Origin of the sequence: Flavobacterium taihuense, assembly GCF_019351435.1 — a bacterium.
GTDB lineage: Bacteria > Bacteroidota > Bacteroidia > Flavobacteriales > Flavobacteriaceae > Flavobacterium > Flavobacterium taihuense.
In genome coordinates this window covers 1-25,441 of sequence record NZ_JAHWYN010000012.1, presented here as the reverse complement: position 1 = coordinate 25,441, position 25,441 = coordinate 1, and the positions used below count along the sequence as shown (strand labels likewise).

The following is a 25,441-nucleotide window of genomic DNA, read 5'->3' as shown; positions in this document are numbered from 1 at the left end:
TTTATATTTCAATTTTTTAATTTAAAAAAACAAAAAAATATTACTTAAAATCAAAAACCGATGGTTTGGGCTTTTATAAAAATTGAAATTCCCTATTTAGGATTTCGATTATCGCTTTAAATAAAATCAAAACAAGAATTAACTGTGTAATTTCATCAAGAAATAATTCTTCCGTCTTCCATCGTAATAATTCTATTGGTTTTATTAGCAAAATCGGTGTCATGAGTAACAATGAGTAATGTTTGTTTTTTTTCTAAGGTCAATTCTTTAAAAATATCAAAAACCAGATTGCTATTTTTCTTATCTAAATTCCCCGTTGGTTCATCTCCCATTATTATCAAAGGATCGTTTATCAAAGCCCGAGCAATGGCAACACGCTGTTTTTGTCCACCACTCAATTGATTTGGCATTTTTAGCGCTTGATCTTCCATACCCAACGTTTTTAAATGCTCTAGTGCGCGATGCTCTAATTCCTGCTCTGAATATTTTGCTAATTTTAGTCCAGGCAACATTACATTCCTTAAAACATTATATTCAATTAACAAATAGTGAAACTGAAATACAAAACCAATATTTTCATTTCTTATTTGAGCTAATACTTTATCCGCCTTCCCTGTTACAAGCTCATTATGAATAAATATCTGTCCTTCATAATCGGTATCCATAGTAGACAATAAATACAATAAGGTCGATTTACCGCAACCCGATTTGCCCACAATGGAAACAAACTCGCCATGGTCAATACTCAAATCTATTGCCGATAGCACTTTAAATTTAACAGGATCATAAAAATATTTTGTTAGCCCTATGGTTTCCAATACTTTATTATTTTCCATAATTACTTTCCTCTAATAATTTCTACTGGGTCTATCCTGCTTGCTTTTGAAGCTGGAAAATAGCCCGCAATTGTGGTTGTAAATAAGGCAAAAATGATTCCTATGACATAATAAATTCCATCATAATAAATAGGATAGGTTGTAATAGTAGGCAAAGAAGTAGTCTTGAACGGAATCACATCTATAATTGAAGAAAAAATAAAACCAAACAACAATCCAAAGATGCCACCCACAAATCCAATAATTAACGAAAGAGAAATAAAAATCCACCTTACATCATTCCCTGAAAAGCCTGTAGCTTTTAGAATTGCAATACTGTCCATTTTTTCATAAATCATCATATTTAGAATATTATAAATCCCAAAACCAGCCACAATCAACAACACAACTCCCACTGCATAGGATATAATAGTCCGAACACTACTTCCTGTTTCAAATTGTGCATTAGCTGTTTTGTAATCAATGGTATCCAAATTAAATTTCTCTCGAAACTCTTTGGAAAGTTCGGGTGCAATTGTTTTGTCGTGCAATTGTATTTGAATATCGGTAATATAATTGGTGGGTTCACCTAGTAATTTTTGAGCAGTATCCAATGAAGTATAGCTCAAAACATCATCTACCTCGGCAATACCCATTTGAGAGATACCTACAATTTTAAGAGAAGATAAATTCCCACTGGGAGAAGTAATTTTAATAATATCACCTACAGTGAGCATCATTTTATCGGCAAGCCCTTTTCCAAGAATAATGCTGTTATTTTGCAGCAAATTAGTCACCTTTCCCTCAATAATGTATTCGCTAACTTTAAATATTTTCTCTTCTGACAAAACATCAATTCCATTTATAACTCCCGAAATTTCAATCGTTCCTGAATTAAAAAAAACGGGGGTTGTTATTTTTGGTGCCACATCAATAATACGCGGGTCTTTTTTTAAATAAGCAATAATAGCTTTACTGTTGTAAATCGATTTACCAATATCTTTTGGTTTTATGGATCTTATAAAATTAGTGCTGTTTTTATAAGCTTCTGTCAAAGTTATCGGCTGATGTTCTGATGGCTTTATATCGTTATATAAACGCACATGAGGTGTTCTGTTGAGCATCAAACCGTCCAAAAGGTCATTTAATCCATTCATAAAACTAACCAGAGCAATAAACATCGCAATACTAAAAGTCACTCCAATAGCGGCAACTATAGTTTGTTTGAGCCTTGCTTTAAGCAAATGCAATGCAATGTTTAAAATGAGTTTGAAGTTCATTATTCGGGTTTAAAAATAGATTCGTCTGGTTTTAGACCTTCCAAAATTTCGACTTTTTGATAATCGCTCAAGCCGGTTTTTACTTTTCTTTTTTCGTTTTTATTGACCAGAACATATTTGTTTTGAATCAAATAGTTTTTTGGAATTGTAATTACATTCTTTTTGGTTTTAATAACGATATTCGCTTCGGCAGTCAAGTTAGGATAAAGCTTAGCAGGTGGTTTTACAAAGTGAGCTTCAATTTTGAAAGTACGGGATTGCTCGGCCATAATTGGATAAATTTTATCAATTATTGCCTCAAAAACGGCTCCTTTGTAACTATCCATAGTAACATATACTTTTTGCCCGAGGATTACTCGAACCATATCGTTTTCATCGACTTCAAGTTCCAACAAAAAAGAATTGGCTTTACCAATGGTTGCTAACGGAATTTGTGGTGTAATATAAGCTCCTTCTCGAACCAACACATCAAATAATTGTCCTGAGAAAGCGCTTTTAACAGTAAAATCGTTTTGGTTTCTTTGATTGATTTTTAGTGTATTGTTATTTCTACTTTCATCATTTTTCAATTGAGCTTTGAGTTGTGCCAATTGTTTAACTGCAACTTCATATTCTAGTTTTGAAGTTTTATAAGTGAGTACTAATCTTTCGTATTCTACATCCGAAATATATTCTAACTCTTTGACTTTTTTATTCCTTTTCAGAATAGATTCATCCAAAAGCAGTTTGTTTTTTGCAGTTTGAATTTTCATTTCAATTTCGGCAAGTCGATCTTTAGCAAATTGATTATTTTCCTGACTGAGTTTGTAGACTAATGCTGCATTCTGAGTATTCAAATTAGCTTGGTCTTCGTCTAATTCGAACAACTTTTGACCCACAGATATTGTTTGTCCAACCGTTACATCTATTTTTTTTAAATTCCCATTTACTGTAGCATAAACAATATATTGCCCTTCAGCCTTTACTACACCTGACGCATAAACACTTTCTGTTACATCTCCTAAAGTGGGCTTAATCTCTCCGTTATCTTTCTTGGAACAAGCTATTATCATAAAAAAAGCTGATCCACAAACAAGTATTGATTTGAAATCCATTTTATATTTTTTTGACGCTTATTTACATACGAAAACTGACATAAATATACGACTTAAAAATATGCAAAAGACCAATGATTATTGCATAATTACTCTTTAATCAACAGTTTGATAAAATGATTATTGTACAGACATCATGTTGTCAAATCGCTTTTTGGTCTCCTCAAAACTCACGTCTTCTTTGTGCGTACTAATCATCCATTTATATCCAAATGGATCCATAACCTGCCCTACTCGATCTCCATAAAACATATCTTCGATTGCCATCACTAAGATTGCGCCTGAATCGAGTGCTTGCTGAAATACAGCATCGGCATCTTTTACATACAAACCAAAAGACATTGGGTTTCCCCCAATGGTTAATGGACTTTTGTTTCCCCAATCGATATTCTCGTCGGCCATCATCAGTAAAGAGCCTTCAATCTCTATTTCTGCATGACCAATTTTACCGTCTGGCATCAGCAATCGACCTTTTTCTATTGCTCCAAAAGCTTTTTTATAAAACTCAATAGCGTCACTGCATCCGTTGATTGTTATGTAAGCATTCAAAGAGTGCGCTCCCGGGTAAATGTGTGATGTTTGCATGTCTTCAATTTTTTTAAGTTATTATTTAGCTAATAAATCACTCTCGTAAATAGAACATTAAATATACTCATTTTTCTGTACTACAGAATGTTACATTAAATTAATATATTAAAAAAATTGATTTACTTATTTCTCCCGTAACTTCAACAGTCTTTGGTTTGAGTAAACACGATTTAAAAAATAAAGGTAATAGATCAATCCTGAACTTTATAGATAAAATCGAATGCGTTATTTTCAAAAGGGTTCTTTAAACGTATTTTAAGATTGTAACAAATTCAATATTGAATAGGAGAACTAATCGATTTCTCCATCACATAATCTTCCATTAAGTAACCATGTTCCAATTTAATATTGACTTCTTCTACAATTTCAAATCCTAATTTTTGATAGAAATACAATGCTTTATTGAATCGGTTTACGTTTAATGAAAGTGCCGTCGAATCCTTTTTTTTGGCAGCATTTTCGACAAAATCTATTAGCTTTTTGCCAATTCCTTTACCTTGGGTTTGGGGTAAAATATAAATTTTATGAATCTTGGTTTGCGTTTTTTGGTTGTAATGATGCTCATAAGAAGCAAAACCTAAAGTCTCCTCGCCTTCTTTGGCTAGTACAAAATGATGTCCTTTATTGGTAACACTATCATTTAAGGCTTCTTCATTGTAAAAAGCATGCAACATATAATCCAATTGCGCTTTCGAAAGGATTGCTCCATAGGCAGTAGGCCAAGTTTGAAACGCGATTTCTCGAATTATTGTGTAATCGTATGCTGTAGCGGGAACTATTGAAATCATTGGAGGTTAGAAATATATAAGAATACAGAAATATAGAACAAAGAAAATAGAGTATAGACTCAGAATTGAGAAATCAAAAACCAAAACTCAGAAGAAGTAATCAAGTGATCACTATAGACCTGAACAGTGAACACCATTCTCACCCATGAATCGTCTCATTCTTACCATAATTGGCAATAATGGATTCTTCAAATTCAAGCCATTCTCTCCAACGCTTTTCGACATCTATTCCCACTCCATATTTTCGGGCATAGGTAATAAAAGTGGTGTAATGACCCGCTTCACTTTCCATCAAATCTCTGTAAAAAACAGACAGTTCTTCATCTTGAATATTTTCAGAAAGTACTTTGAAACGCTCACAACTTCTGGCTTCAATCATAGCCGAAAACAACAATCGCTCTACCAAACCAGAAACACGACTACCGTCACCACTTTTTTTCATGTACAAATACAATTCATTAACATAATCGTCTTTGCGTTCACGACCAAGCTTCAAACCGCGTTTGATGATGATATTGTGGACTTGTTGAAAATGATCAATTTCTTCTTTGGCCAAAGCTAATAAATCCTTTACTAAATCCTGGTGCTCCGAATTATTCGTGATTATGGTAATGGCATTCGTAGCCGCTTTTTGTTCGCACCAAGCATGATCAGTAAGAATCTCTTCTATGTTTTTTTCAACGATGTTGACCCATCTCGGATCGGTTGGCAATTTTAATCTTAGTACTGACATTATAAAATTTGTTTAAGGTTTAAAAATTTGTTTAAAGCTTAAGTTTTTCTTGAAAACGAAAAGAGTTTAAAGTTCTAACTTTTGCACAATACAAAACCTTAAACTTTAAACTCTTTAACTTTAAAACAAAAATTTAGAACACAAAGATCGCTCTTTCGCTCATCATTTCATTTACTTCATTAGCTACTTCTTCGATAACATCCTCGTTAGTGTGATCTATCAAAACTCTATCGATTAGAGCAACAATAGTTTCCATATCTTCTTCAACAAGACCGCGAGTGGTAATTGCAGCAGTTCCCACACGGATTCCTGAAGTAACAAATGGTGATTTATCATCAAATGGAACCATGTTTTTATTTACGGTAATTTCAGCTTTTACCAATGCATTTTCGGCTTCTTTTCCAGAAATTCCTTTATTTCTAAGGTCAATCAGCATCATGTGATTGTCAGTTCCTCCAGAAATAATGTTGTACCCTCTTTTTACGAAAGCATCTGCCATAGCATTTGCATTTTTTTGCAATTGTCTAGCATAAGTAAAAAACTCATCTTGCAATGCTTCACCAAAAGCAACTGCTTTGGCCGCAATAATGTGCATTAATGGTCCACCTTGATTTCCTGGGAAAACAGCAAGATCCAATAAAGATGACATCATTCTGATTTCTCCTTTTGGTGTAGTTAAACCCCAAGGATTTTCAAAATCTTTACCCATCATGATCAAACCTCCACGTGGTCCACGCAACGTTTTGTGAGTTGTAGTTGTTACGATATGACAATGAGGAATTGGGTCATTCATCAAACCTTTGGCGATAAGCCCAGCAGGATGAGAAATATCGGCCATCAAAATAGCACCAACACTATCAGCAATCACTCTGAAACGCTCAAAATCCATATCACGAGAATAAGCCGAAGCTCCTGCAATGATTAATTTTGGTTGTTCTTTAGTAGCAATTTCTTGAATTTTATCATAGTCCAAACGACCGGTTTCTTTATCTACACCATAGAAAACAGGATTGTACAAACGTCCAGAAAAGTTTACTGGTGAACCGTGAGTTAAGTGTCCTCCGTGAGATAAATCGAAACCTAAAATTTTATCACCTGGTTTCAAGCAAGCAAAAAATACGGCTGTATTTGCTTGTGAACCTGAGTGAGGTTGTACGTTTGCATACTCAGCACCAAATAATGCTTTGGCTCTGTCGATAGCAATTTGTTCAACTACATCAACTACTTCGCATCCTCCGTAGTATCTTTTGCCTGGATAACCCTCGGCATATTTATTCGTTAAAACAGATCCAGCTGCTTCCATAACTTCGTCACTTACAAAGTTTTCAGAAGCAATAAGTTCTAGTCCGTGTATTTGTCTGTCTTGTTCTTCAAGAATGAGGTCAAAAATTTGTTCGTCGCGTTGCATTTCTTTGATTTTCGTTAATTTGACGCAAAAATACAAAAAAACGTTTGTTTAACTGTTAGATTATAATATATTTGACAAGTAATTTTCAACAAACAATTAACATTACCATGCCAATAACAGCAAACGATACCAGTAGAAAATCATGGTTAGAGGTACTGCCAGACAGTGACTTCCCCATTCAAAACATTCCGTTCGGAGTTTTTCTTACCAAAGAAAATATCGTCACGGTAGGTTCTAGAATTGGCGATTTCGCAATCGATTTAGGTGCACTACAACAATTAAATTACTTTGAAGGAATCGAATTGACAGACGATATGTTTATGCAAGATACCTTGAATGACTTTATATCTGATGGTCAAAAAACATGGCGATTAGTACGAAATAGAATTGCCGAAATTTTTGATGCAACAAATCCCGAATTAAGAGATAACCCCAAACATAGAGATATCGTAATTTTTAACATGGAAGATGTCGAAATGCAACTTCCTGTATTAATTGGTGATTATACTGACTTCTATTCTAGCAGAGAACACGCTACCAATGTTGGGAAAATGTTTCGTGATCCAGAAAATGCTTTATTACCAAACTGGCTTCATATTCCAGTAGGATACCACGGTAGAAGCTCCACTATTATTCCATCTGGAATTCCGGTACACAGACCAATGGGACAAACTTTACCAAATGGTGAAACTATGCCTGTTTTTGGTGCTTCTCGTTTGGTCGATTTCGAACTGGAAACTGCCTTTATTACAACAGACGTTAATATCATGGGAGAAAATATTCCTATTGGTGAAACCGAAGATTATATTTTCGGAATGGTTTTACTAAATGACTGGAGTGCACGCGATATTCAAAAATGGGAATATGTACCACTTGGACCATTTTTGGCTAAAAACTTTGGTTCATCAATTTCTCCATGGATAGTCACTTTAGATGCTCTTGAGCCTTTTAGAACCAAAGGACCAAAACAAGAACCAACTCCTTTTCCTTATTTACAACAAAAAGGAAAACACTCATTTGACATTAATCTTGAAGTAGCCATTGCCCCTGAAAATGCATCACCAACTGTTGTTTCCAGAACCAATTTCAAATACATGTACTGGACGATGAGTCAGCAACTGGCACACCACACGTCAAATGGATGCCGTGTTAACTCTGGTGACATGATGGGTTCCGGAACTATTTCCGGACCAACACCAGATAGCTATGGATCGATGCTGGAATTGACTTGGGGCGGAAAAAATCCAATTAAATTAAACGACGGCACCGAACGCAAATTCATAAATGACGGTGATACTGTAATTATTAAAGGATATAGTCAAAACGGACAAGTTCGTATTGGTTTTGGAGAATGTTCTAGTAAATTATTACCTCCTTTTGTAAGACAATAAACAAACAATTTTTATACCAACCGACAATTTTATAGTTGTCGGTTTTTTTTTTGAAATTTTTTATACAGAATCCACCAAAGGAATAGTAAGTTTGCAAAAAATATTTTTAAGCCAATAATTGACCTAATTCATTACCTCCATAAAATGAAAAAAATTACTCTTATAATTGCATTTTTTACAATAATTACTTCTTGTGGTGTAAAACAAACCCAAAACAATTTGGCATCCGGAAATTATGACGCCGCAATTGACATCGCACTTTCCAATTTACGTTCCAATAAAGATAAGAAAGGAAAACAAGACTATATCTATTTGCTTGAAGAGGCTTTCGCCAAAGTCAAAGAACGAGATTTGAACACCGTTTCTTTTTTGAAAAAAGAGAACAATCCACGTAATTTAGAAAAAATTTACAATACCTATTTGGCGTTACATGATCGTCAAGAGAAAATTAAACCATTGCTTCCTCTAAAATTAATCAAAGAAGAAAGAAATGCTATTTTCCCATTTGATGATTATAATGACCAAATCATCAGCAGCAAAAATGCTTTATCCAATTATTTGTACACCAATGCAAAAGCTTTGATGCTGACCAAAGACAAAATGAATTACCGCAGGGTTTATGATGATTTAATCTATTTGGACAAAATAAATCATAACTACAAGGATATTGCCGATATGCTTGATGAAGTTCAGTTGAAGGGAACTGACTATGTGATTGTATACACAAAAAATGAAACCAATATGATTATCCCTGTGGAACTTCAAAACGACTTATTGGATTTCAAAAGTTATAATTTGAATGACAAATGGACTATTTATCATAGCGAAAAACAAAAAGACATTACCTACGATTACGGTATGCTCATTAACTTCAGATCGATTTTAATTTCTCCAGAACAAATAAAAGAAAGAGAATTCACAAAAGAACGTCAAGTAGTTGACGGGAAAAGAAAACAACTCGATGCTAATGGAAAAATCGCTTTGGACAATCAAGGAAAACCTATAATGATTGATAACACGATTAATGCTATGGTAAAAATTAACGAAGTCAAACAATTTAAATCGTGTCAAATCACGGCCAAAGTAGACTACGTTGACAATAAAACTAAACAATCTATAGGATCATTCCCAATTACAAGTCAGTTCGTTTTTGAAAGTACTTTTGCGACTTACAAAGGTGATCCTCGTGCTGCCGATGATAATTACGGCCCCAATTTTTACAACAAAATAGTTCCTTTTCCTACCAGTGAACAAATGGTTTATGATACTGGCGAGGATTTAAAATCAAAAATCAATGGAGTTATCACTAACAATCAGTTTAGGAAATAAGACCTTTAAATATTACTAAAAAAGCAACTCAAAATTGAGTTGCTTTTTTTATATCTTAAAATTAACCGCAAAGTTTAGTGAACTTTGCAAAATTCTTTGCCCCCTTTGCAGTTAAACAAACACTCTTATTTTTATAATACCAACAACGGTGCAATTATACCAAAACTGAGTTGTCCAATCGTCCCATCGATTGCATTAAAATTATTTTCAGCATAAGCAGAATAATTGTATTTTTTAGCAACATAACCTACGTAAAACTTCATATTAAAATCGGTGAAAGGAGAATATTCTATTGTTGGGATAATACCATAAGAAGCCAATAAATGGTTTTCTTTACTAATATCTGGATTGCCGTTCCAGTAAGAATTGTCATTCATAAGAGTAAGCAACAAATTTACTTTTGCGCGAATCTGATATTCTGCCCTAATCCAGTTTTCAATATAGAAAACATCTTGAGCCGCATAAGGATACTTGCTTTTAATGATATTTGAAACAACTCCTTTTTGATCTAAATCCTCTTTACTGTATTGAAAATCATAATACAATACCAATTTATTGCTTTTGTATTTATTCCCAAGAGAAATAAAATTTCGGTTGGTATTTTCGGCATCAATAAAATAACTGTAGCTATAGGTAGTTTCCAATTTACCGTCAAAAAAACTGCCTTTCCAATTTCCTACTGCAGCCAAAGGTATTTTGGTAGTAGTAATTCCAGGAGGCACCGTTGTTCCAAACTGCTCTTGAAAAGTTTTAGTTCTGGAATTCAACAGCTGTAGATTAAACTTATTTTTATGATCGTTTAATGCATACGAAAGAGCTGCTCCCACCAAAAAATTGTCTCCTTTATCATTAATAGTGTTATAAGATAAAATTTCGATTGGATTCGTCAAGAGTTCGTAACCTCCCCAATCACCAATCATTTTCCCTATTGTCAGTTTCGTTTGCGGAGCGATATCAATAGCGACATATGCCATATCCACCGAACGGCTGATGTTGTCCACAGTACTTGGATCGGCAATTTTGGTGTATCGGTTTCGGAATCGAAAAGAAACTTTGTCATGAATTTTTCCTTTCACTTCAAAACGGAATTGGTTCACCGAAAAAAGAGAATTGGTATGATTACCATCGACAAAATAGTTATCAAAAGCCATACGGGTATTAAAGACAACATCCACATCTTTTAACAAGGATAGTTTTGAAGTTGGTATCAAAGGAGTTACGACTGAATTTCCTTCCTGTGTTTGTTTTTGTGCAAAAGTAAAAATGGGTAATAAAAGAAGTGTCCAATAAATAAAGTACTTTTTCATTATAAGATATTTTATTTTTTGAAAGTCACTTTACCGGATTCAATGTCATACAAAGCACCGATAATCGTAATTTTATTTTGGACAAAACGTTCTTTTAAAATTGGTTCAGCACCTCTTAAAAAAGCAACACCGTGAGCAATATTGGCATCTATAGCTTTATCAATTGATAATTTATCGGCACTGGTTAGATTTTTTTCCTCGTTCTCGTCTTCGATATAATTGATTATGTTCTTAATGTGATCCGCATGGTCATAATGCCCTTTGGAATTGATAAAAGCCTTTATGGCACCACAATCTTTGTGTCCCATAACCACAATCAATTTACAGTTCAAATGTTCGACCGCATATTCCAAACTTCCCAATTCGTAATCTCCAATCACATTTCCTGCCGTTCTAATGGAAAATATATCACCCAGACCTTGGTCAAAAACAAGTTCGGCTGGTACTCTGGAATCCGAACAACTTACAACAATGGCAAATGGGTGCTGTCCTTTTTTAAGCTCCCGAATTCTTTCGAGGGTTTCGTCGGGATGCACGGGTTTACCCGAAGCGAAGCGTCTGCTTCCCTCTTCGAGTTTTTGAAGTGGCGATAAATTGTTATTTTCAGGGTGATTACAAGCTGATAATGCGCTTATAAATAGTAGATAAAGCAGTCCTTTTTTAATCATGATAGTTTTCCTAAATTGTAACAAACCTAAGTCTATCCAGAAAAATTTAGACAAACTTATCCTTTTCAATGAGGTTGTAAATGTAGGGACATGAAACTAGTCAAATATTGATATTTATCATATTTGGCGGATTAATTGTATCTAAAGAAATTGATTATTATTCTCAAACGATATTGTTAATATGTTTTGTTATGAATTAGCAGACAAATAGACTTTATTAGTACATTTCGGGAGTCAAAGTAACAACAAACAGATTCTTTCCGTTGCTGTCCATATAGTGATAAATCACGGTGGAATCATTGTCTCTAAAAGCCTGAAGACTTGGATTTGTTTTCGAACTTGCCAATATTTCATTTTCTACAGACTTTTTCAAAGTAATAAAATCAATATTATTATCTTTTTGAACATGTACCAAAGTAAAATCGTATTGAATTGTATTATTAGGTAATATATTTACGCTTTCCATACGAATATCATCGCTAATCATTATGGGACAAACGGTATTATATTTGGCTACCAAGGCCTTGAGTTCATTACTGGCAGGTTTTTCCTTTTCAAAATAGTATTGAGCGACACCTATCAAAATTATTACTAAAATGATTTTGATTATTTTTCGAATGAGCAGTTTCTTTTTTCTTTGTTTTTCTTCCATTGCTAGCGGTATTTTATATTTACAACTAAATTTTAAATTTCCCTGTTTTTACCAAAAGTGAAATATTTGCGCCAGCAAAACTTAGGGCATACTCAAAATAGTGACGTTAAAATCTTATTTTACTTGTTTGCTTTCAGCTTCTCAAGTTTCTTTCTAGTTTCTGGAATTTCTTTCAAGGACAATGCCTTTTCAAATGCTTCTATAGCCTTTTTTGTATCATCCTTCTCAACATAAAAATCACCCATTGAATCATATGCGTTTGAACTTAATGGATAATTATCAATATTCATTTTAAAAAAACTGTACGCTTTCTCATAATGCTTACTTGCCAAAAAATTATACCCCAATAGGTTAATAGTACTTTGTGCAGGAAGTAAAGTATACTTTAGCATAGAAGACAAGGTATTGTAATGTCTTTTTATATACTCCATCGTGATTGTAGTATCACTCAATTCTTTATCTAATTCATACTTTTTAAAAACTGAGCGCAAAGCATCGTATTCGGAGATAAGCGGAACCGAAGAATGATTGTCGTCAGGATAAAATTTCCAATCCCAGATAAGACCGTCTTTCTTATTGTTTTTTAGTATTTCCTGGAAATTGAGCTTGTCAATAGCAGGCTTATTACCATTAATACCATCTTGCATAATGTTCATTCCTTTTTCCTTAGTATTTGCAGCGGCAAAAAAGAGGCTCTTGCCCGTATAATCATTTTTCTTTAGAACTTGCTCAGCCTTCTTAATTAAGACTTGATTATCCCACCATAGACTCGGATCAATCGCAACATAAGAGTTGAACAACTCAGCATGATTAATTAAAGTATTTATAACGGTTAGTCCACCTAACGAATGACCAACAAACATTCGATAAGGTTCTGTTTTGTAGGTAGCATCAATATAAGGAATCAACTCCTTTTGAATAAATGAAATAAACTTCTCACCTCCACCAGAATTCTTTAAAAAATTTTCATCTTGTCCTCCATCTGACCATGATATCGAATGAGTGGGTGTAAGATCTCTAACTCTATCAGTATTAACTATGGCTACAATAATCATTTCTGGCATCTTACCAATAGCACTCAAATATTGTGACATACCGGTTACCGAATGAAAAAAAGAATAACCATCTAAAAGGTACATAACCGGATATCTAGTTGCACTGCCACCACCTCCCGAGCTGGGAACATAAATCAGTATTTCTCTTTTTTCATTCAATATGGCCGAATGAATTGTTTGTATTGTTCCAATAGATATTTTCTTGTCGATTTGACTAGGTTCTTGTCCAAAACTAAATAAAGGAAGAACCATTAGAAGGTAAAAAATATTTTTCATAAATATTCTGCGCATTAAAAATTGCATATAAACGTTATATACTAAATAAAATCTTCCTTTAACTCTAGTACTAGAATAGAGTAGTGAAGACTCATTAATATTTTTCAAATATACTAATATCTCTTACAAATTTAAAAAAGAACCTCTGATTTGTTAGACACTTTTAACCTGAAAACTTTCTGTTTTTCCGAAAGCTGGCATACGCGAAGGATAGAAACTAGCTACCGAAGTAAGTGTATAGCTCGACGCAGTTGAGGATAGGTACTATATACACGGCACCAATAAATAAGCTCCTTTTCTCAATGGGGACAAGCCGAAACGATTTTTTGCGAATTGACGAAGTAAATAATTTTGAAACCTAATTATCTAATCAAAAGCCACACACAGGTCGAAAAAAAAAATATAACAAAAAAAAATAGCTTTTCGAACCAAATTTTCTTTTTTAATACAAAAACAATCTTATTTGTTAAAAATTTGACTTTTACAAAAATTTTAGTATTTGGTTCGAAAAATAATTATACATTTGCACCAATGAAAAATATAGGAACATATATAACATTTATCTCTCGGATAATCACACCTACGACTTCTCCCGAAGTACGGATGCTATAACTATAGCTTCCAAAGTGTATTAGTAATATATTTATTCATTTCCTTATTTTATCGTTTTGAAATTATTTCCATTTTTATTTGGATTTATACATCCAAAAAATACCACCAAACAAAATTTATCTATCTGTAATTCAATATCTTGGATTGTACTTTCTTGCATTTATCTTATATTTGATAATACAAAACCAGAACATTTCAAATTGGATTGCAGTGCATTTTTTAACCTAAAATATAACTATTGAAATGAATATTTCTATTGTAGTAACTCAGGAAGAACATTATAAGTATGCACAGGAAATATGCGATACAATAGAATCATCTGCCCTGTTGAGAGGTACTGGAATTGCCAAAAGAACACCGGAATACATCCAGAAAAAAATGGAAAAAGGTGATGCTGTTATAGCGCTTAACAACGGAATATTTGCTGGTTTTTGTTATATCGAAAGTTGGCAGCACGGTCAGTTTGTGGCGCACTCTGGCTTAATCGTACATCCGGATTACAGAAATTTAGGATTGGCAAAAAAAATAAAATCATTTGTATTCGATTATTCGCTGCAAAAATATCCGGACGCCAAAGTATTCGGAATCACAACAGGATTGGCGGTAATGAAAATAAATTCGGATTTGGGTTATAAACCAGTTCCTTTTTCAGAATTAACCAACGACCCTAGTTTTTGGAAAGGGTGCCAAACCTGCACCAACTTTGAAATACTAAAAAGTAAAGACTATAAAATGTGTTTGTGCACCGGAATGCTTTTTGACCCGAAAGAAAAACCGAAAGACCCACCCAAACACCCTTTTAATGTAAAAATCTTAAACCGATTGAAAGCCATAAAACAAGCTTTGTTTTTGTCCCCTCAAAAAGAGAAAGAGAAAAGTTAGAATTTAGATTTCAGAATGCAGTCTAAAAAACAATAAAGAAAACAAATAAACATACCAATATAAACATAATTCTTTTCCTCAAATTCATCCTCGGAGAGAATTAAGAAAAAAGAAAAACCACAATGACCATGAAAAAAGTAGTATTAGCATACAGCGGAGGATTAGACACTTCTTATTGTCTTAAATATTTGAAAAATGAAAAAGGATATGAAGTTCATACCGTATTGATTAACACTGGTGGTTTTGACGATGCCGAACTAAAGGCGATTGAAGACAGAGCTTACGAGTTAGGAAGCGCAAAGCACGCCAACCTAACTATCGTTGATAAATATTATGACAAAGCAATCAAATATTTGATTTATGGAAATGTATTAAAAAACAATACTTACCCATTATCAGTAAGTGCTGAGCGTGTTTTTCAAGCTATCGAAGCCATAAAATATGCCAAATCTGTTGGTGCGACTGCTATCGCTCACGGAAGTACCGGTGCCGGAAATGACCAAATTCGTTTTGACTTGATTTTCCAAACCATTGCTCCCGAAATCGAAATCATCACTCCTATTCGTGACTTGAAACTTTCAAGACAAGAAGAAGTGGATTATTTAGCAAAAAATGGTGTTCACTATTCTTGGGAAAAAGCACAATATTCTATCAACAAAGGTTTATGGGGAACAAGTGTTGGAGGAAAAGAAACTTTAACTTCAGGACAACCATTACCTAGTGAAGCGTATCCATCGCAATTGCAAAAAGAAGGTGAAGAAAAAGTTACGTTAGAATTCCTAAAAGGGGAATTAGTTGCTGTAAATGGAAAAGCTGACAAACCTTCAAACAATATTGTAGTTTTAGAAAAATTAGCTAGTGCTTACGCTATTGGTAGAGATATTCACGTGGGAGACACCATTATTGGAATCAAAGGAAGAGTTGGTTTTGAGGCCGCCGCTCCTTTAATCATTATCAAAGCGCACCATTTATTGGAGAAACACACTCTTGGTAAATGGCAACAATACTGGAAAGAACAACTAGGAAACTGGTACGGAATGTTATTTCACGAAGGTCAGTTTTTGGATCCAGTAATGAGAAACATCGAAACTTTCCTAGAAGACACACAAAAAACGGTAAACGGAACCGTAACTGTTTCCTTGAAACCATACCACTTCTCGTTGGACGGAATTGAGTCCAAAAATGATTTGATGAACACTGGTTTTGGCCAATACGGAGAAATGAACAATGCTTGGACTTCTGACGATGCGAAAGGATTTATCAAAATACTTGGTAATGCCCAAAATATCTTCTCATCTGTAAACAATGAAACTTACGAGTAATTTTCATTAAAAGAAAATATAAAAATTGAAGTTTTTATAAAAACTTTCACTCCTTTTTTTAAACCATTAAGAAATTAAGAGACATTAAGCTTAATGAGACTTAATTTCTTAATGGTGAAATAAAAAAAATTAAAAGTAAAAATTATGATTAATGTTGGAATAATTGGAGGTTCAGGTTATACTGCTGGAGAACTCATCAGAATATTGATGTTTCATCCCAATGCCAAACTCGATTTTGTATACAGTACAACTAATGCTGGCAAACCGCTTTCAGTAGCGCACCACGATTTGTTGGGCGATATCGAAATGAACTTTACCGATACTGTAAACCCTAATGTAAATGTGGTTTTCTTGTGTTTGGGACACGGAAAATCAAAAACATTTTTGACCGAAAATCAGTTTGCAAGCCACACCAAAATCATTGATTTAGGAAATGATTTCAGATTGCACAAAGATGAAGTTTTTGATGGTAAAAAATTCGTTTACGGCTTACCTGAATTGAACAAAGCGGCGATTAAAAACGCTCAGTTCATCGCTAATCCTGGTTGTTTTGCCACTGCTATTCAATTGGCTTTATTGCCATTGGCAGAAGCCAAATTATTGAACAGCGATGTGCATATCAACGCCACAACCGGAAGCACCGGAGCTGGAGTTGGACTTGCAGAAACGTCACATTTCAGTTGGAGAAACAACAATATGTCGCATTACAAAGCTTTTGATCACCAACATTTGGGCGAAATTTCAGAAAGTTTACACCAATTGCAGAATGATTACAAAAACGAATTGCTTTTCATTCCAAACAGAGGGGATTTTCCAAGGGGAATTTTTGCAACATTATATACCATTTGCAATGAAAGTTTAGAAGATATTGTTACCAAATACGAATTATTCTATAAAAATCAGCCTTTTGTAACGGTTACCACAACTGGCATCAATATGAAACAGGTGGTTCAGACAAATAAATGCATTATTAGTTTAGTAAAAAAAGGAAACCGGATTTTGATTACTTCGGTAATCGATAATTTAGTAAAAGGCGCCTCAGGACAAGCCATCCAAAACATGAATTTAATGTTTGGATTGGAAGAAAGTACGGGATTGCATTTGAAACCAAGCGGATTTTAATATAAAGTTGATGGTTGTTGGTCAAAAGTTGATGGAAGCACCAACTTAACCAACAACCAGCAACAACCAACCAAAAACTAAATAAAAATGAACTTATTTGACGTTTACCCATTATACAACATCACTCCTGTAAAAGCTCTAGATTGCACAATTACAGATGAAAATGGTGTGGAATATTTAGACTTATACAGTGGCCACGGAGTAATTTCGATAGGACACACACAACCGGATTATGTAGCCAAACTGAAAAATCAATTGGACAATCTGGGATTTTATTCGAATGCCATTCAAAATCCATTGCAAGTGGAATTGGCAGAAAAATTAGGCAAACTTTCAGGATGCGAGGAATACAGCTTATTCTTATGCAGTTCTGGGGCTGAAGCCAATGAAAATGCGCTAAAACTTGCTTCTTTCCATAACGGAAAGTCGAGAGTGATTGCTTTTGACAACTCTTTCCACGGAAGAACTTCGGCAGCTGTTGCCGTAACCGACAACAAAAAAATTGTCGCTCCAATCAATGCACAGCAAGTGGTTACTTTCTTGCCATTGAACAATCTTGATTTGGTGGAAGCCGAATTGAAAAAAGGTGATGTCTGCTCCGTTATTATTGAAGGAATTCAAGGAGTTGGTGGATTGGACGAAGGAACAACCGAGTTTTTCCAAGGATTGGAGAAACTTTGCAGTCAATACGAAACAGTTTTGATTTTGGACGAAGTACAATCAGGTTATGGAAGAAGCGGAAAGTTTTTTGCTTTCCAACACCACAATATTAAACCGGATATTATTACGCTTGCCAAAGGAATGGGGAACGGTTTCCCGATTGGTGGAATCTTGATTTCTCCAAAATTCACCGCTAGTCACGGATTGCTGGGAACTACCTTTGGAGGAAGTCATCTTGCTTGCGCCGCTGGTATTGCCGTTTTGGATGTAATCGAAAATCAAAAACTGATAGACAATGTAAATGACGTTTACGCCTATTTTCTTGAAGCAATTAGACAAGTTCCTGAAATTGTCAAAGTGAAAGGAAAAGGATTGATGTTGGGCGTGGAATTTGACTTTGAAGTGGGTGCTTTACGCAAAAAACTGATTGTCGAAAAACTGATTTTCACAGGAAGTGCCAACAATAAAAATCTATTGAGAATCCTTCCGCCTTTGACGGTCAAAAAGGAAGCTATTGATACATTTATAGTTGCATTAAAAGAAAGCTTAGCTGAATTGAAAGCGTAAAATTAATTACCATATAAGTCATATAAGTTCATTTAAACTGAACAAAAAAAGAGTAAATTACAAAAACTTATATAACTTATATGGTTCACTTTTTTAACAACCAACTAGCTTAAAATAAACTTATATGATTTATATGTTTTAAATTTTATTTTTTGCTTTATTAACCAAAAAACCAATGAACCATTTATTATCCATAGAAAAAAGAAACGCAGTTCTGAATCGAATGGCTGTACTCTTAGAACAAGAAAGAGCCAACATTAAAGCGATTAATCAACAGGATATGAGCAATTATTCTGGAGAGGATTTAGCTATGGAGAAACGTTTACTAGTTGATGATACTAAAATTGATGGCATGATTTTGTCTATGCAACAATTGGCTAGTCAGGAAGATCCTGTGGGACAAATTCGTTTTGATTTTACTCACGAAAACGGAATGAAAGTAACTAATAAAACTGCTGCTTTCGGAACAATAATGATTATTTACGAATCCCGACCTGATGTTACTGTTGAAGCGGGAGGAATTGCATTCAAATCCGGAAATAAAATCTTGTTGAAAGGCGGTAAAGAATCTTTGTTATCCAATTTGAAAATTGTTTCGCTTTGGCACCAAGCCTTAGAGGAAAATGAAATTGATACAAATTGGGTAGAATACTTGAATTACAACCGTGTTGAAACGCAAGCTTTCTTAGAAAAACCAACGCAAAAAGTCGATTTAATCGTACCTCGCGGCGGAGAACAATTAATTGAATTTACTAAAAAACACGCTACTTGTCCTGTAATAGTAAGCGGACGAGGAAATAACTTTGTTTATGTAAATCAAGAAGCCGATTTGAAAAAAGCGCTTGACATTATCATCAACGGAAAAACAACCAATATTGGTGTTTGCAATGCCTTAGACAAAGTTTTGATTGACACTAAATTACCTAATTGGCAAGTTTTTGCAACGGAATTGGTAGCAGAATTAAAAAAATATAATGTTGAAATTTTAGGCGATACCGCTTTCGCAAATGCAACTCAGGTGCCTGCAATTGAAAACGAGGAAATCTGGTACGAAGAATTTTTGAATTATAAAATTGTTATCGGAGTTGTAAATTCTGATGAAGAAGCGATTGAAAAAATAAACAAATATTGTGGTGGACATTCGGCTTCCATCATCACTCAAAATGATGCCATTGCTCAAGAATTCATGGAAAACGTGGATACGGCAGCGGTGTATCAAAACGCTTCTACCCGATTTACCGATGGAGGACAATTTGGCCTTGGTGGAGAATTAGCGATTAGCACTGATAAATTGCACCAACGCGGTCCCATTGGATTACAACATTTGGTGACCAATAAATGGTATATTTATGGTGACGGACAAATAAGATAAGATAAGATTGCAGATTGTTGATTAACGATTTTTGATTTCAGAATAAAGAGAAAAGAACATAGAATAAAGATTTTTAGGAAGATAAAGCTTTGCGAACATTGCGCTTTTATGTGTTCCAAATATTAAACCTTTGCGCCCCTTGCGGTAAAATCCTCAAGCGGTAAAAAAACATAAAAATGGCTAAAAAAAGAATATTACTAAAGTTAGGCAGTAACACCTTAACCAAAGAAACCAATCATATTTCGAGAGGAAAAATTGAAGACATTGGGGTGCAAATAGCCGCTTTACAAGACGAATACGAATTCATTATTGTGAGTTCAGGAGCAATTGCTGCCGCCAAACAATTTGTAAAACTGGACAACAATGATCAGGATGTTTTTGTAAAACAAGCCTTGGCATCGATTGGACAGCCACATTTGATGCGAATTTACCATGAGAATTTCAGTGATTTAGGTTTGCATATTTCCCAGTGCCTACTCTCCTACTCTGATTTTGAAAAACAACAATCCAAAGTCAACATCGTAAACACCATCAATGTATTAGTCAAAAACAGTTATATACCTATTATCAATGAAAATGATACAGTGGCAACTGACGAAATCAAATTTGGGGATAATGATAAATTGGCGGCCTTAACAGCTGTTTTATTAAATGTTGATATTCTGATTATTGCAACAAATACCAACGGAATTTACACCAAATCATCAATAAACGATGAAGTTCCAAAAACAATAGAATTGGTAATCGATTTATCGCTGTTGCAAAAAGAAATTGGCGACAAAAAATCGTCTCACGGAACAGGCGGTATGCAATCCAAAATCGATTCGGCTGCCATTGCCAAAGCTGCGAACATCGAAACATGGATTGTAAATGGACTGGAAGATAATTTTATGCTGAAGGCTTTGAATAATGAAATTGCATTTACAAAGATTGTTTAAAAATGTTTATTTTGTTAATCGTTAATTCGGTTAATCGATTAAACAAATTAACGGATAACTAAAGAAAAAAACCATGAACTTTACCTCAATAAAAGAAATAGACTCACTCCAAAAATGGGTGAAACAAGCGATAAAAATAAAACAAAATCCACTTAAGAATAAGAAACTAGGAAAAAACAAAACCTTAGTAATGTTGTTTTTCAACTCGAGTTTAAGAACACGTTTGAGTACCCAAAAAGCGGCAATAAACTTGGGCATGAATGTAATGGTAATGAACTTTGGAAGCGAGGGCTGGACTCTCGAATTCGAAGACGGAACCATTATGGATCAAGGCGCATCAGAACATATCAAAGAAGCAGCCGAAGTGGTTTCTCAATATGCCGACATCATTGCTATCAGAGCTTTTGCTGGTTTGGTTGACAAAGAAATAGACAATGCCGAAACAGTAATGAGTGGTTTCTTGAAATACGCTACTGTGCCAATTCTAAATATGGAAAGTGCAACAGGACATCCATTGCAATCCCTTGCCGATGCTATCACGATGGAAGAACACAAGACCAAGCACCGCCCAAAAGTGGTATTGTCATGGGCACCGCACCCGAGAGCGTTACCTCAGGCCGTACCTAATTCATTTGTAGAAATGATGCAATTGCAAACCGAAATGGATTTTGTGATTACACATCCAGAGGGTTATGAATTAAATCCTGAAATCACCAAAGATTCTAAAATCGAATACGACCAAGACAAAGCTTTTGAAAATGCTGATTATATTTATGCCAAAAATTGGAGTAACTATAAAGAATACGGTAAAATCACTAATTCCGACCCAAATTGGACAATTACTGCCGATAAAATGAAAGGGACCAACAATGCCAAATTCATGCACTGTTTGCCTGTAAGACGTAACGTAATTGTAACAGATGAAGTAATTGACAGTGAAAATTCGATTGTGATACAACAAGCCAATAACAGAACCTATTCAGCTCAATTGGTATTGCAAAAGATTTTGAAAAAATTAGAGAAAAGAAAATAGAACATAGACAAATAGATAATAGACATTTTAGTAAACACAAATCTAAAATCGTTAATCAACAATCATAAATCAATATGACTCCATTATCAATATGACTCCATTATCAATCATAAAAATAGGTGGCAACATCATCGACGATCCAGCCGAATTGGCACAATTCCTTACTGATTTTTCTAAAATTGAAGGATACAAAGTTCTCGTTCACGGTGGTGGAAAATCAGCTACCAAGATGGCTCAAAGTATTGGATTAGTGCCCCAAATGATCGATGGACGCCGCATCACCGATACCCCAATGCTAGACGTAGTGGTAATGATTTATGCAGGTGAAATCAACAAAAATGTAGTGGCTCAATTGCAGGGAAATCACACCAATGCTATGGGATTTTCTGGTGCCGACGGAAATTTGATTCTGTCTACCAAAAGAAATCACCCCACTATCGATTATGGTTTTGTGGGCGATGTACAAAAAGTAAATACCCCTTTATTGGAAACACTGCTAAAAAGCGGAATAACTCCAGTTTTTTGCGCCATCACACACGATGGTAAAGGACAATTACTGAATACCAATGCCGATACGATTGCCAGTGAACTGGCCATTGCCGCATCGGAAGTTTTTGAAGTAACCCTGACCTATTGTTTCGAAAAACCGGGTGTTTTATATGATGCTGAGGATGACAACTCAGTTATAGAACAAATCAACCATGAATTATATACCAAATTAAAGGCCGAAAAAGCAATACATTCCGGGATGATTCCTAAATTAGACAACTGTTTCAACAGTTTGTCCAAAGGTGTTCAGAAAATAAAAATTGGACACCACAGAATGTTGCAAAACGCAGAAGTAGTCCATACGAGTATCGAATTATAAAAACACTAACAAACCTAACCCGTTTTTAAAGCGGGTTAGGTTTCAGGAAAATATATGAAGAACATAGAAACCCTTACACAAGAAGCCATTGCGCTATTAAAATCGTTGATTGAAACTCCTTCCTTTTCAAGTGAAGAAGACCAAACAGCGCTGTTAATCGAAAATTGGTTCCGTCAAAATAGTATTCCATTCGAACGGGAAAACAACAACATTTGGGCTTACAACCAACATTTTGATAAATCCAAACCCACACTGCTACTCAACTCGCACCACGACACTGTAAAACCGAATCAAGGCTATACCAATGACCCGTTCAAAGCTATCGAAAGAGACGGTAAATTATATGGATTGGGCAGTAATGATGCTGGAGGATGTTTGGTTTCCCTTATGGCGACTTTCACTTATTTTTATGACAAAAAAAGCCTATCACACAATATCGTAATGGTTGCCTCTGCCGAGGAAGAAAGCAGCGGCAAAAAAGGACTTAACAGTGTTTTAAAACATTTACCCGAGTTGGATTGCGCCATCGTGGGCGAACCTACATTAATGCAATTGGCCGTTGCCGAAAAAGGTCTGCTGGTACTCGATCTTGTAGTCAAAGGCACTGCCAGCCACGCGGCACACAATAACCCTGACAATCCTATTTACAATGCAATGCCTGTTATCCAATGGTTCAACAGCTACCAATTCGAAAAAATATCGGAAGTTTTAGGGCCTGTAAAAATGACCGTTACGCAAATCAATGCCGGAAAACAACACAATGTAGTTCCCGCCGAATGCCATTTGGTAGTCGATATTCGTGTGAATGACTGTTACAGTAATGTCGAGATTTTAGAAACCGTCAACAAGAATTTAACTGCACAAATAACACCACGTTCGATGCATTTGAATGCTTCGTCAATCCCCATTTCACACGGTTTGGTGCAAGCCGGAATCGCATTGGGAAGAACTACCTATGGCTCGCCTACCCTTTCGGATCAATCGGTTTTGAGTTGCCAGTCCCTGAAATTGGGGCCAGGAGAATCACTTCGGTCGCACTCGGCAGACGAATTTATATATATAGACGAAATTGAAGAAGGTATCCAGTTATACATCAAAATACTTGGAGACTTCTTGAAACAATAATAATCATCCTGAGCGCAGTCGAAGGAAGAAGCTTAATCCCGCTATCCGCTACAATCTTTTGTGTCTCGATATTTATCGGGATTGAGCTTCCTCTGCGAATCTTTGTGAAATAAAAAAAACATCTTATGAAACTTTGGGAAAAAGGAATACCAACTGACAAACAAATCGAACATTTTACAGTAGGAAACGATAGAGAACTCGATTTGGTTTTGGCCAAATACGATGCATTAGGTTCTATTGCCCATGCCAAAATGTTAGGACAAATTGGGCTGCTAACAGATGCCGAAGTCGTTTCATTGGTTTTAGTATTAGACGAAATCATAAAAGACATAGTCAACGGGAATTTCGAAATTGAAGACAGTTTTGAAGACGTGCATTCCAAAATCGAATATTTACTGACAGTAAAACTTGGCGATGCCGGAAAAAAAATCCACACCGCACGTTCCCGTAACGATCAGGTTTTGGTCGATGTAAATTTATACCTTAAAGATGTGGTCAAAGAATTGAAAGAGCAGGTAAAAATGCTTTTTGATTTAATGATGGAATCGGCAGAGAAATACCAAAATGTATTATTGCCGGGTTACACACACCTTCAAATTGCAATGCCTTCCTCTTTCGGAATGTGGTTTTCCGCCTATGCCGAAAGCCTGATTGATGACATCACAATGCTAAATGCGGCTCTAAAAATTGTGGACCAAAACCCACTCGGTTCTGCTGCGGGTTACGGAAGTTCATTTCCCATAAACCGAACATTCACGACTAAAGAGTTAGGTTTTGACACTTTAAAATACAATTCGGTTGCCGCACAAATGAGTCGCGGTAAATCAGAAAAAACCGTTGCTTTTGCCATGAGCAGTGTTGCCTCTACTTTGGCAAAATTCTCTATGGATGTGTGTTTATACATGAGTCAGAATTTTGGATTCATTGGTTTACCATCACATCTTACAACAGGTTCCAGCATCATGCCGCACAAGAAAAACCCAGATGTTTTCGAATTGATTCGCGGTAAATGCAACAAAATTCAAGCCTTGCCTTATGAAATAACTTTGATTACCAACAATCTTCCAAGCGGTTACCACAGGGATTTACAGCTTTTGAAAGAAGGATTGTTTCCTGCTATTCAAAACCTGAAAGCCTGTTTGGATATTGCTATATTCTCTATCAAAGACATCACAGTAAAAGACAATATCCTGAATGACCCAAAATACAATTATCTGTTTACAGTTGATACCTTAAACGAAATGGTGGTAGCGGGAATGCCATTTAGAGACGCCTACAAAGCCGTTGCCGAGCAATTGGAAAACGGAACCTATCAATCTCCAAAAGAAACGAAACACACACACGAAGGAAGTATTAATAATTTGTGTTTGGAGGAAATAAAAGAGAAAATGAAGCTAAGTTTTTAAACTTTAGGTAGTGTCTCACTAACTGTGTAAGTTGAAAAGTTATTCTGAAAAATATTTGAGCTAATTTAAAAAGCTCAAAAATATTTTTTGGAAATAACTTTTTTGCTATTTTTAAAATTACATAGTTATGATTGACAAAGACGAATTATT

The 25,441-nt window shown here is 35.0% G+C and carries 23 protein-coding genes; 12 read left to right on the top strand and 11 right to left on the bottom strand.

Annotated elements, in window-relative coordinates; translation table 11 throughout:
- Nucleotides 1-155 precede the first annotated feature (155 nt).
- The 7 genes from KZH69_RS13600 to glyA form a co-directional block, all read right to left on the bottom strand.
- Complete coding sequence (locus KZH69_RS13600) at nt 156-836, bottom strand: ABC transporter ATP-binding protein (RefSeq protein WP_219318024.1); 681 nt, start codon at nt 834-836, stop codon at nt 156-158.
- A 2-nt stretch (nt 837-838) separates the two neighbouring features.
- On the bottom strand, nt 839-2,095 hold the full coding sequence (locus KZH69_RS13595; protein ID WP_219318023.1) for an ABC transporter permease: 1,257 nt from the start codon (nt 2,093-2,095) through the stop codon (nt 839-841).
- Nucleotides 2,095-3,189 (bottom strand): efflux RND transporter periplasmic adaptor subunit, encoded by a 1,095-nt coding sequence (locus KZH69_RS13590; protein WP_219318022.1) that lies wholly within the window; start codon nt 3,187-3,189, stop codon nt 2,095-2,097. The genes KZH69_RS13595 and KZH69_RS13590 overlap by 1 nt, the downstream gene beginning before the upstream one ends.
- 120 nt (nt 3,190-3,309) lie before the next feature.
- Entirely contained in the window at nt 3,310-3,774 is a 465-nt protein-coding gene (locus tag KZH69_RS13585; protein ID WP_219318021.1) for a VOC family protein, read from the bottom strand.
- A 275-nt stretch (nt 3,775-4,049) separates the two neighbouring features.
- A complete protein-coding gene (locus tag KZH69_RS13580) occupies nt 4,050-4,565 on the bottom strand; it encodes a GNAT family N-acetyltransferase (RefSeq protein ID WP_219318020.1) in 516 nt (171 codons plus the stop codon).
- Nucleotides 4,566-4,704: 139 nt separating this feature from the next.
- Nucleotides 4,705-5,298 carry a MiaE family protein gene (locus KZH69_RS13575; RefSeq protein ID WP_219318019.1) on the bottom strand — a complete coding sequence of 198 codons (594 nt, stop codon included), beginning with the start codon at nt 5,296-5,298 and terminating at the stop codon, nt 4,705-4,707.
- A gap of 133 nt (nt 5,299-5,431) precedes the next feature.
- Entirely contained in the window at nt 5,432-6,706 is a 1,275-nt protein-coding gene (gene glyA, locus KZH69_RS13570; RefSeq protein WP_219318018.1) for a serine hydroxymethyltransferase, read from the bottom strand.
- A gap of 107 nt (nt 6,707-6,813) precedes the next feature.
- Here glyA and fahA point away from each other — a divergent pair, with 107 nt between their 5' ends.
- Together fahA and KZH69_RS13560 are read left to right on the top strand one after the other, a co-directional pair.
- Nucleotides 6,814-8,097, top strand: a complete 1,284-nt coding sequence (gene fahA / locus KZH69_RS13565) for a fumarylacetoacetase (protein ID WP_219318017.1) — start codon at nt 6,814-6,816, stop codon at nt 8,095-8,097.
- Between the two features lie 144 nt (nt 8,098-8,241).
- Nucleotides 8,242-9,426: a hypothetical protein gene (locus KZH69_RS13560; protein WP_219318016.1), complete on the top strand. Its 1,185-nt coding sequence runs from the start codon at nt 8,242-8,244 to the stop codon at nt 9,424-9,426.
- A 131-nt stretch (nt 9,427-9,557) separates the two neighbouring features.
- Here the strand turns inward: KZH69_RS13560 and KZH69_RS13555 are convergent, their stop codons facing one another.
- The 4 genes from KZH69_RS13555 to KZH69_RS13540 all read right to left on the bottom strand — a co-directional run bounded on the left by KZH69_RS13555 (nt 9,558) and on the right by KZH69_RS13540 (nt 13,399).
- Nucleotides 9,558-10,733 carry a porin gene (locus KZH69_RS13555; RefSeq protein WP_219318015.1) on the bottom strand — a complete coding sequence of 392 codons (1,176 nt, stop codon included), beginning with the start codon at nt 10,731-10,733 and terminating at the stop codon, nt 9,558-9,560.
- An 11-nt stretch (nt 10,734-10,744) separates the two neighbouring features.
- Complete coding sequence (locus KZH69_RS13550) at nt 10,745-11,401, bottom strand: carbonic anhydrase (protein WP_219318014.1); 657 nt, start codon at nt 11,399-11,401, stop codon at nt 10,745-10,747.
- Between the two features lie 217 nt (nt 11,402-11,618).
- The gene (locus KZH69_RS13545; protein ID WP_219318013.1) at nt 11,619-12,053 is read right to left on the bottom strand and encodes a DUF8479 domain-containing protein; all 435 of its coding nucleotides are present in this window, start codon (nt 12,051-12,053) and stop codon (nt 11,619-11,621) included.
- Between the two features lie 119 nt (nt 12,054-12,172).
- Nucleotides 12,173-13,399 carry an alpha/beta hydrolase-fold protein gene (locus tag KZH69_RS13540; RefSeq protein WP_219318012.1) on the bottom strand — a complete coding sequence of 409 codons (1,227 nt, stop codon included), beginning with the start codon at nt 13,397-13,399 and terminating at the stop codon, nt 12,173-12,175.
- Nucleotides 13,400-14,239: 840 nt separating this feature from the next.
- Here KZH69_RS13540 and KZH69_RS13535 point away from each other — a divergent pair.
- From KZH69_RS13535 to argH, 10 genes are all read left to right on the top strand, one after another.
- On the top strand, nt 14,240-14,878 hold the full coding sequence (locus KZH69_RS13535) for a GNAT family N-acetyltransferase (RefSeq protein ID WP_219318011.1): 639 nt from the start codon (nt 14,240-14,242) through the stop codon (nt 14,876-14,878).
- 128 nt (nt 14,879-15,006) lie between these two features.
- The gene (locus KZH69_RS13530; RefSeq protein ID WP_219318010.1) at nt 15,007-16,200 is read left to right on the top strand and encodes an argininosuccinate synthase; all 1,194 of its coding nucleotides are present in this window, start codon (nt 15,007-15,009) and stop codon (nt 16,198-16,200) included.
- A gap of 144 nt (nt 16,201-16,344) precedes the next feature.
- Nucleotides 16,345-17,322 carry an N-acetyl-gamma-glutamyl-phosphate reductase gene (gene argC / locus KZH69_RS13525; protein ID WP_219318009.1) on the top strand — a complete coding sequence of 326 codons (978 nt, stop codon included), beginning with the start codon at nt 16,345-16,347 and terminating at the stop codon, nt 17,320-17,322.
- 87 nt (nt 17,323-17,409) lie between these two features.
- Nucleotides 17,410-18,549 (top strand): aspartate aminotransferase family protein, encoded by a 1,140-nt coding sequence (locus KZH69_RS13520; RefSeq protein WP_219318008.1) that lies wholly within the window; start codon nt 17,410-17,412, stop codon nt 18,547-18,549.
- Nucleotides 18,550-18,724: 175 nt separating this feature from the next.
- A complete protein-coding gene (locus KZH69_RS13515; protein WP_219318007.1) occupies nt 18,725-19,921 on the top strand; it encodes a glutamate-5-semialdehyde dehydrogenase in 1,197 nt (398 codons plus the stop codon).
- Nucleotides 19,922-20,097: 176 nt separating this feature from the next.
- Nucleotides 20,098-20,859, top strand: coding sequence for a glutamate 5-kinase (gene proB, locus KZH69_RS13510; RefSeq protein ID WP_219318006.1), 762 nt, complete (start codon nt 20,098-20,100; stop codon nt 20,857-20,859).
- 73 nt (nt 20,860-20,932) lie between these two features.
- Complete coding sequence (locus KZH69_RS13505; RefSeq protein ID WP_219318005.1) at nt 20,933-21,892, top strand: N-acetylornithine carbamoyltransferase; 960 nt, start codon at nt 20,933-20,935, stop codon at nt 21,890-21,892.
- A gap of 91 nt (nt 21,893-21,983) precedes the next feature.
- Entirely contained in the window at nt 21,984-22,760 is a 777-nt protein-coding gene (argB, locus tag KZH69_RS13500; RefSeq protein WP_219318004.1) for an acetylglutamate kinase, read from the top strand.
- A 54-nt stretch (nt 22,761-22,814) separates the two neighbouring features.
- A complete protein-coding gene (locus KZH69_RS13495) occupies nt 22,815-23,885 on the top strand; it encodes a M20 family metallo-hydrolase (protein ID WP_219318003.1) in 1,071 nt (356 codons plus the stop codon).
- A 125-nt stretch (nt 23,886-24,010) separates the two neighbouring features.
- Nucleotides 24,011-25,291, top strand: a complete 1,281-nt coding sequence (gene argH / locus KZH69_RS13490) for an argininosuccinate lyase (RefSeq protein WP_219318002.1) — start codon at nt 24,011-24,013, stop codon at nt 25,289-25,291.
- Nucleotides 25,292-25,441: the final 150 nt, after the last annotated feature.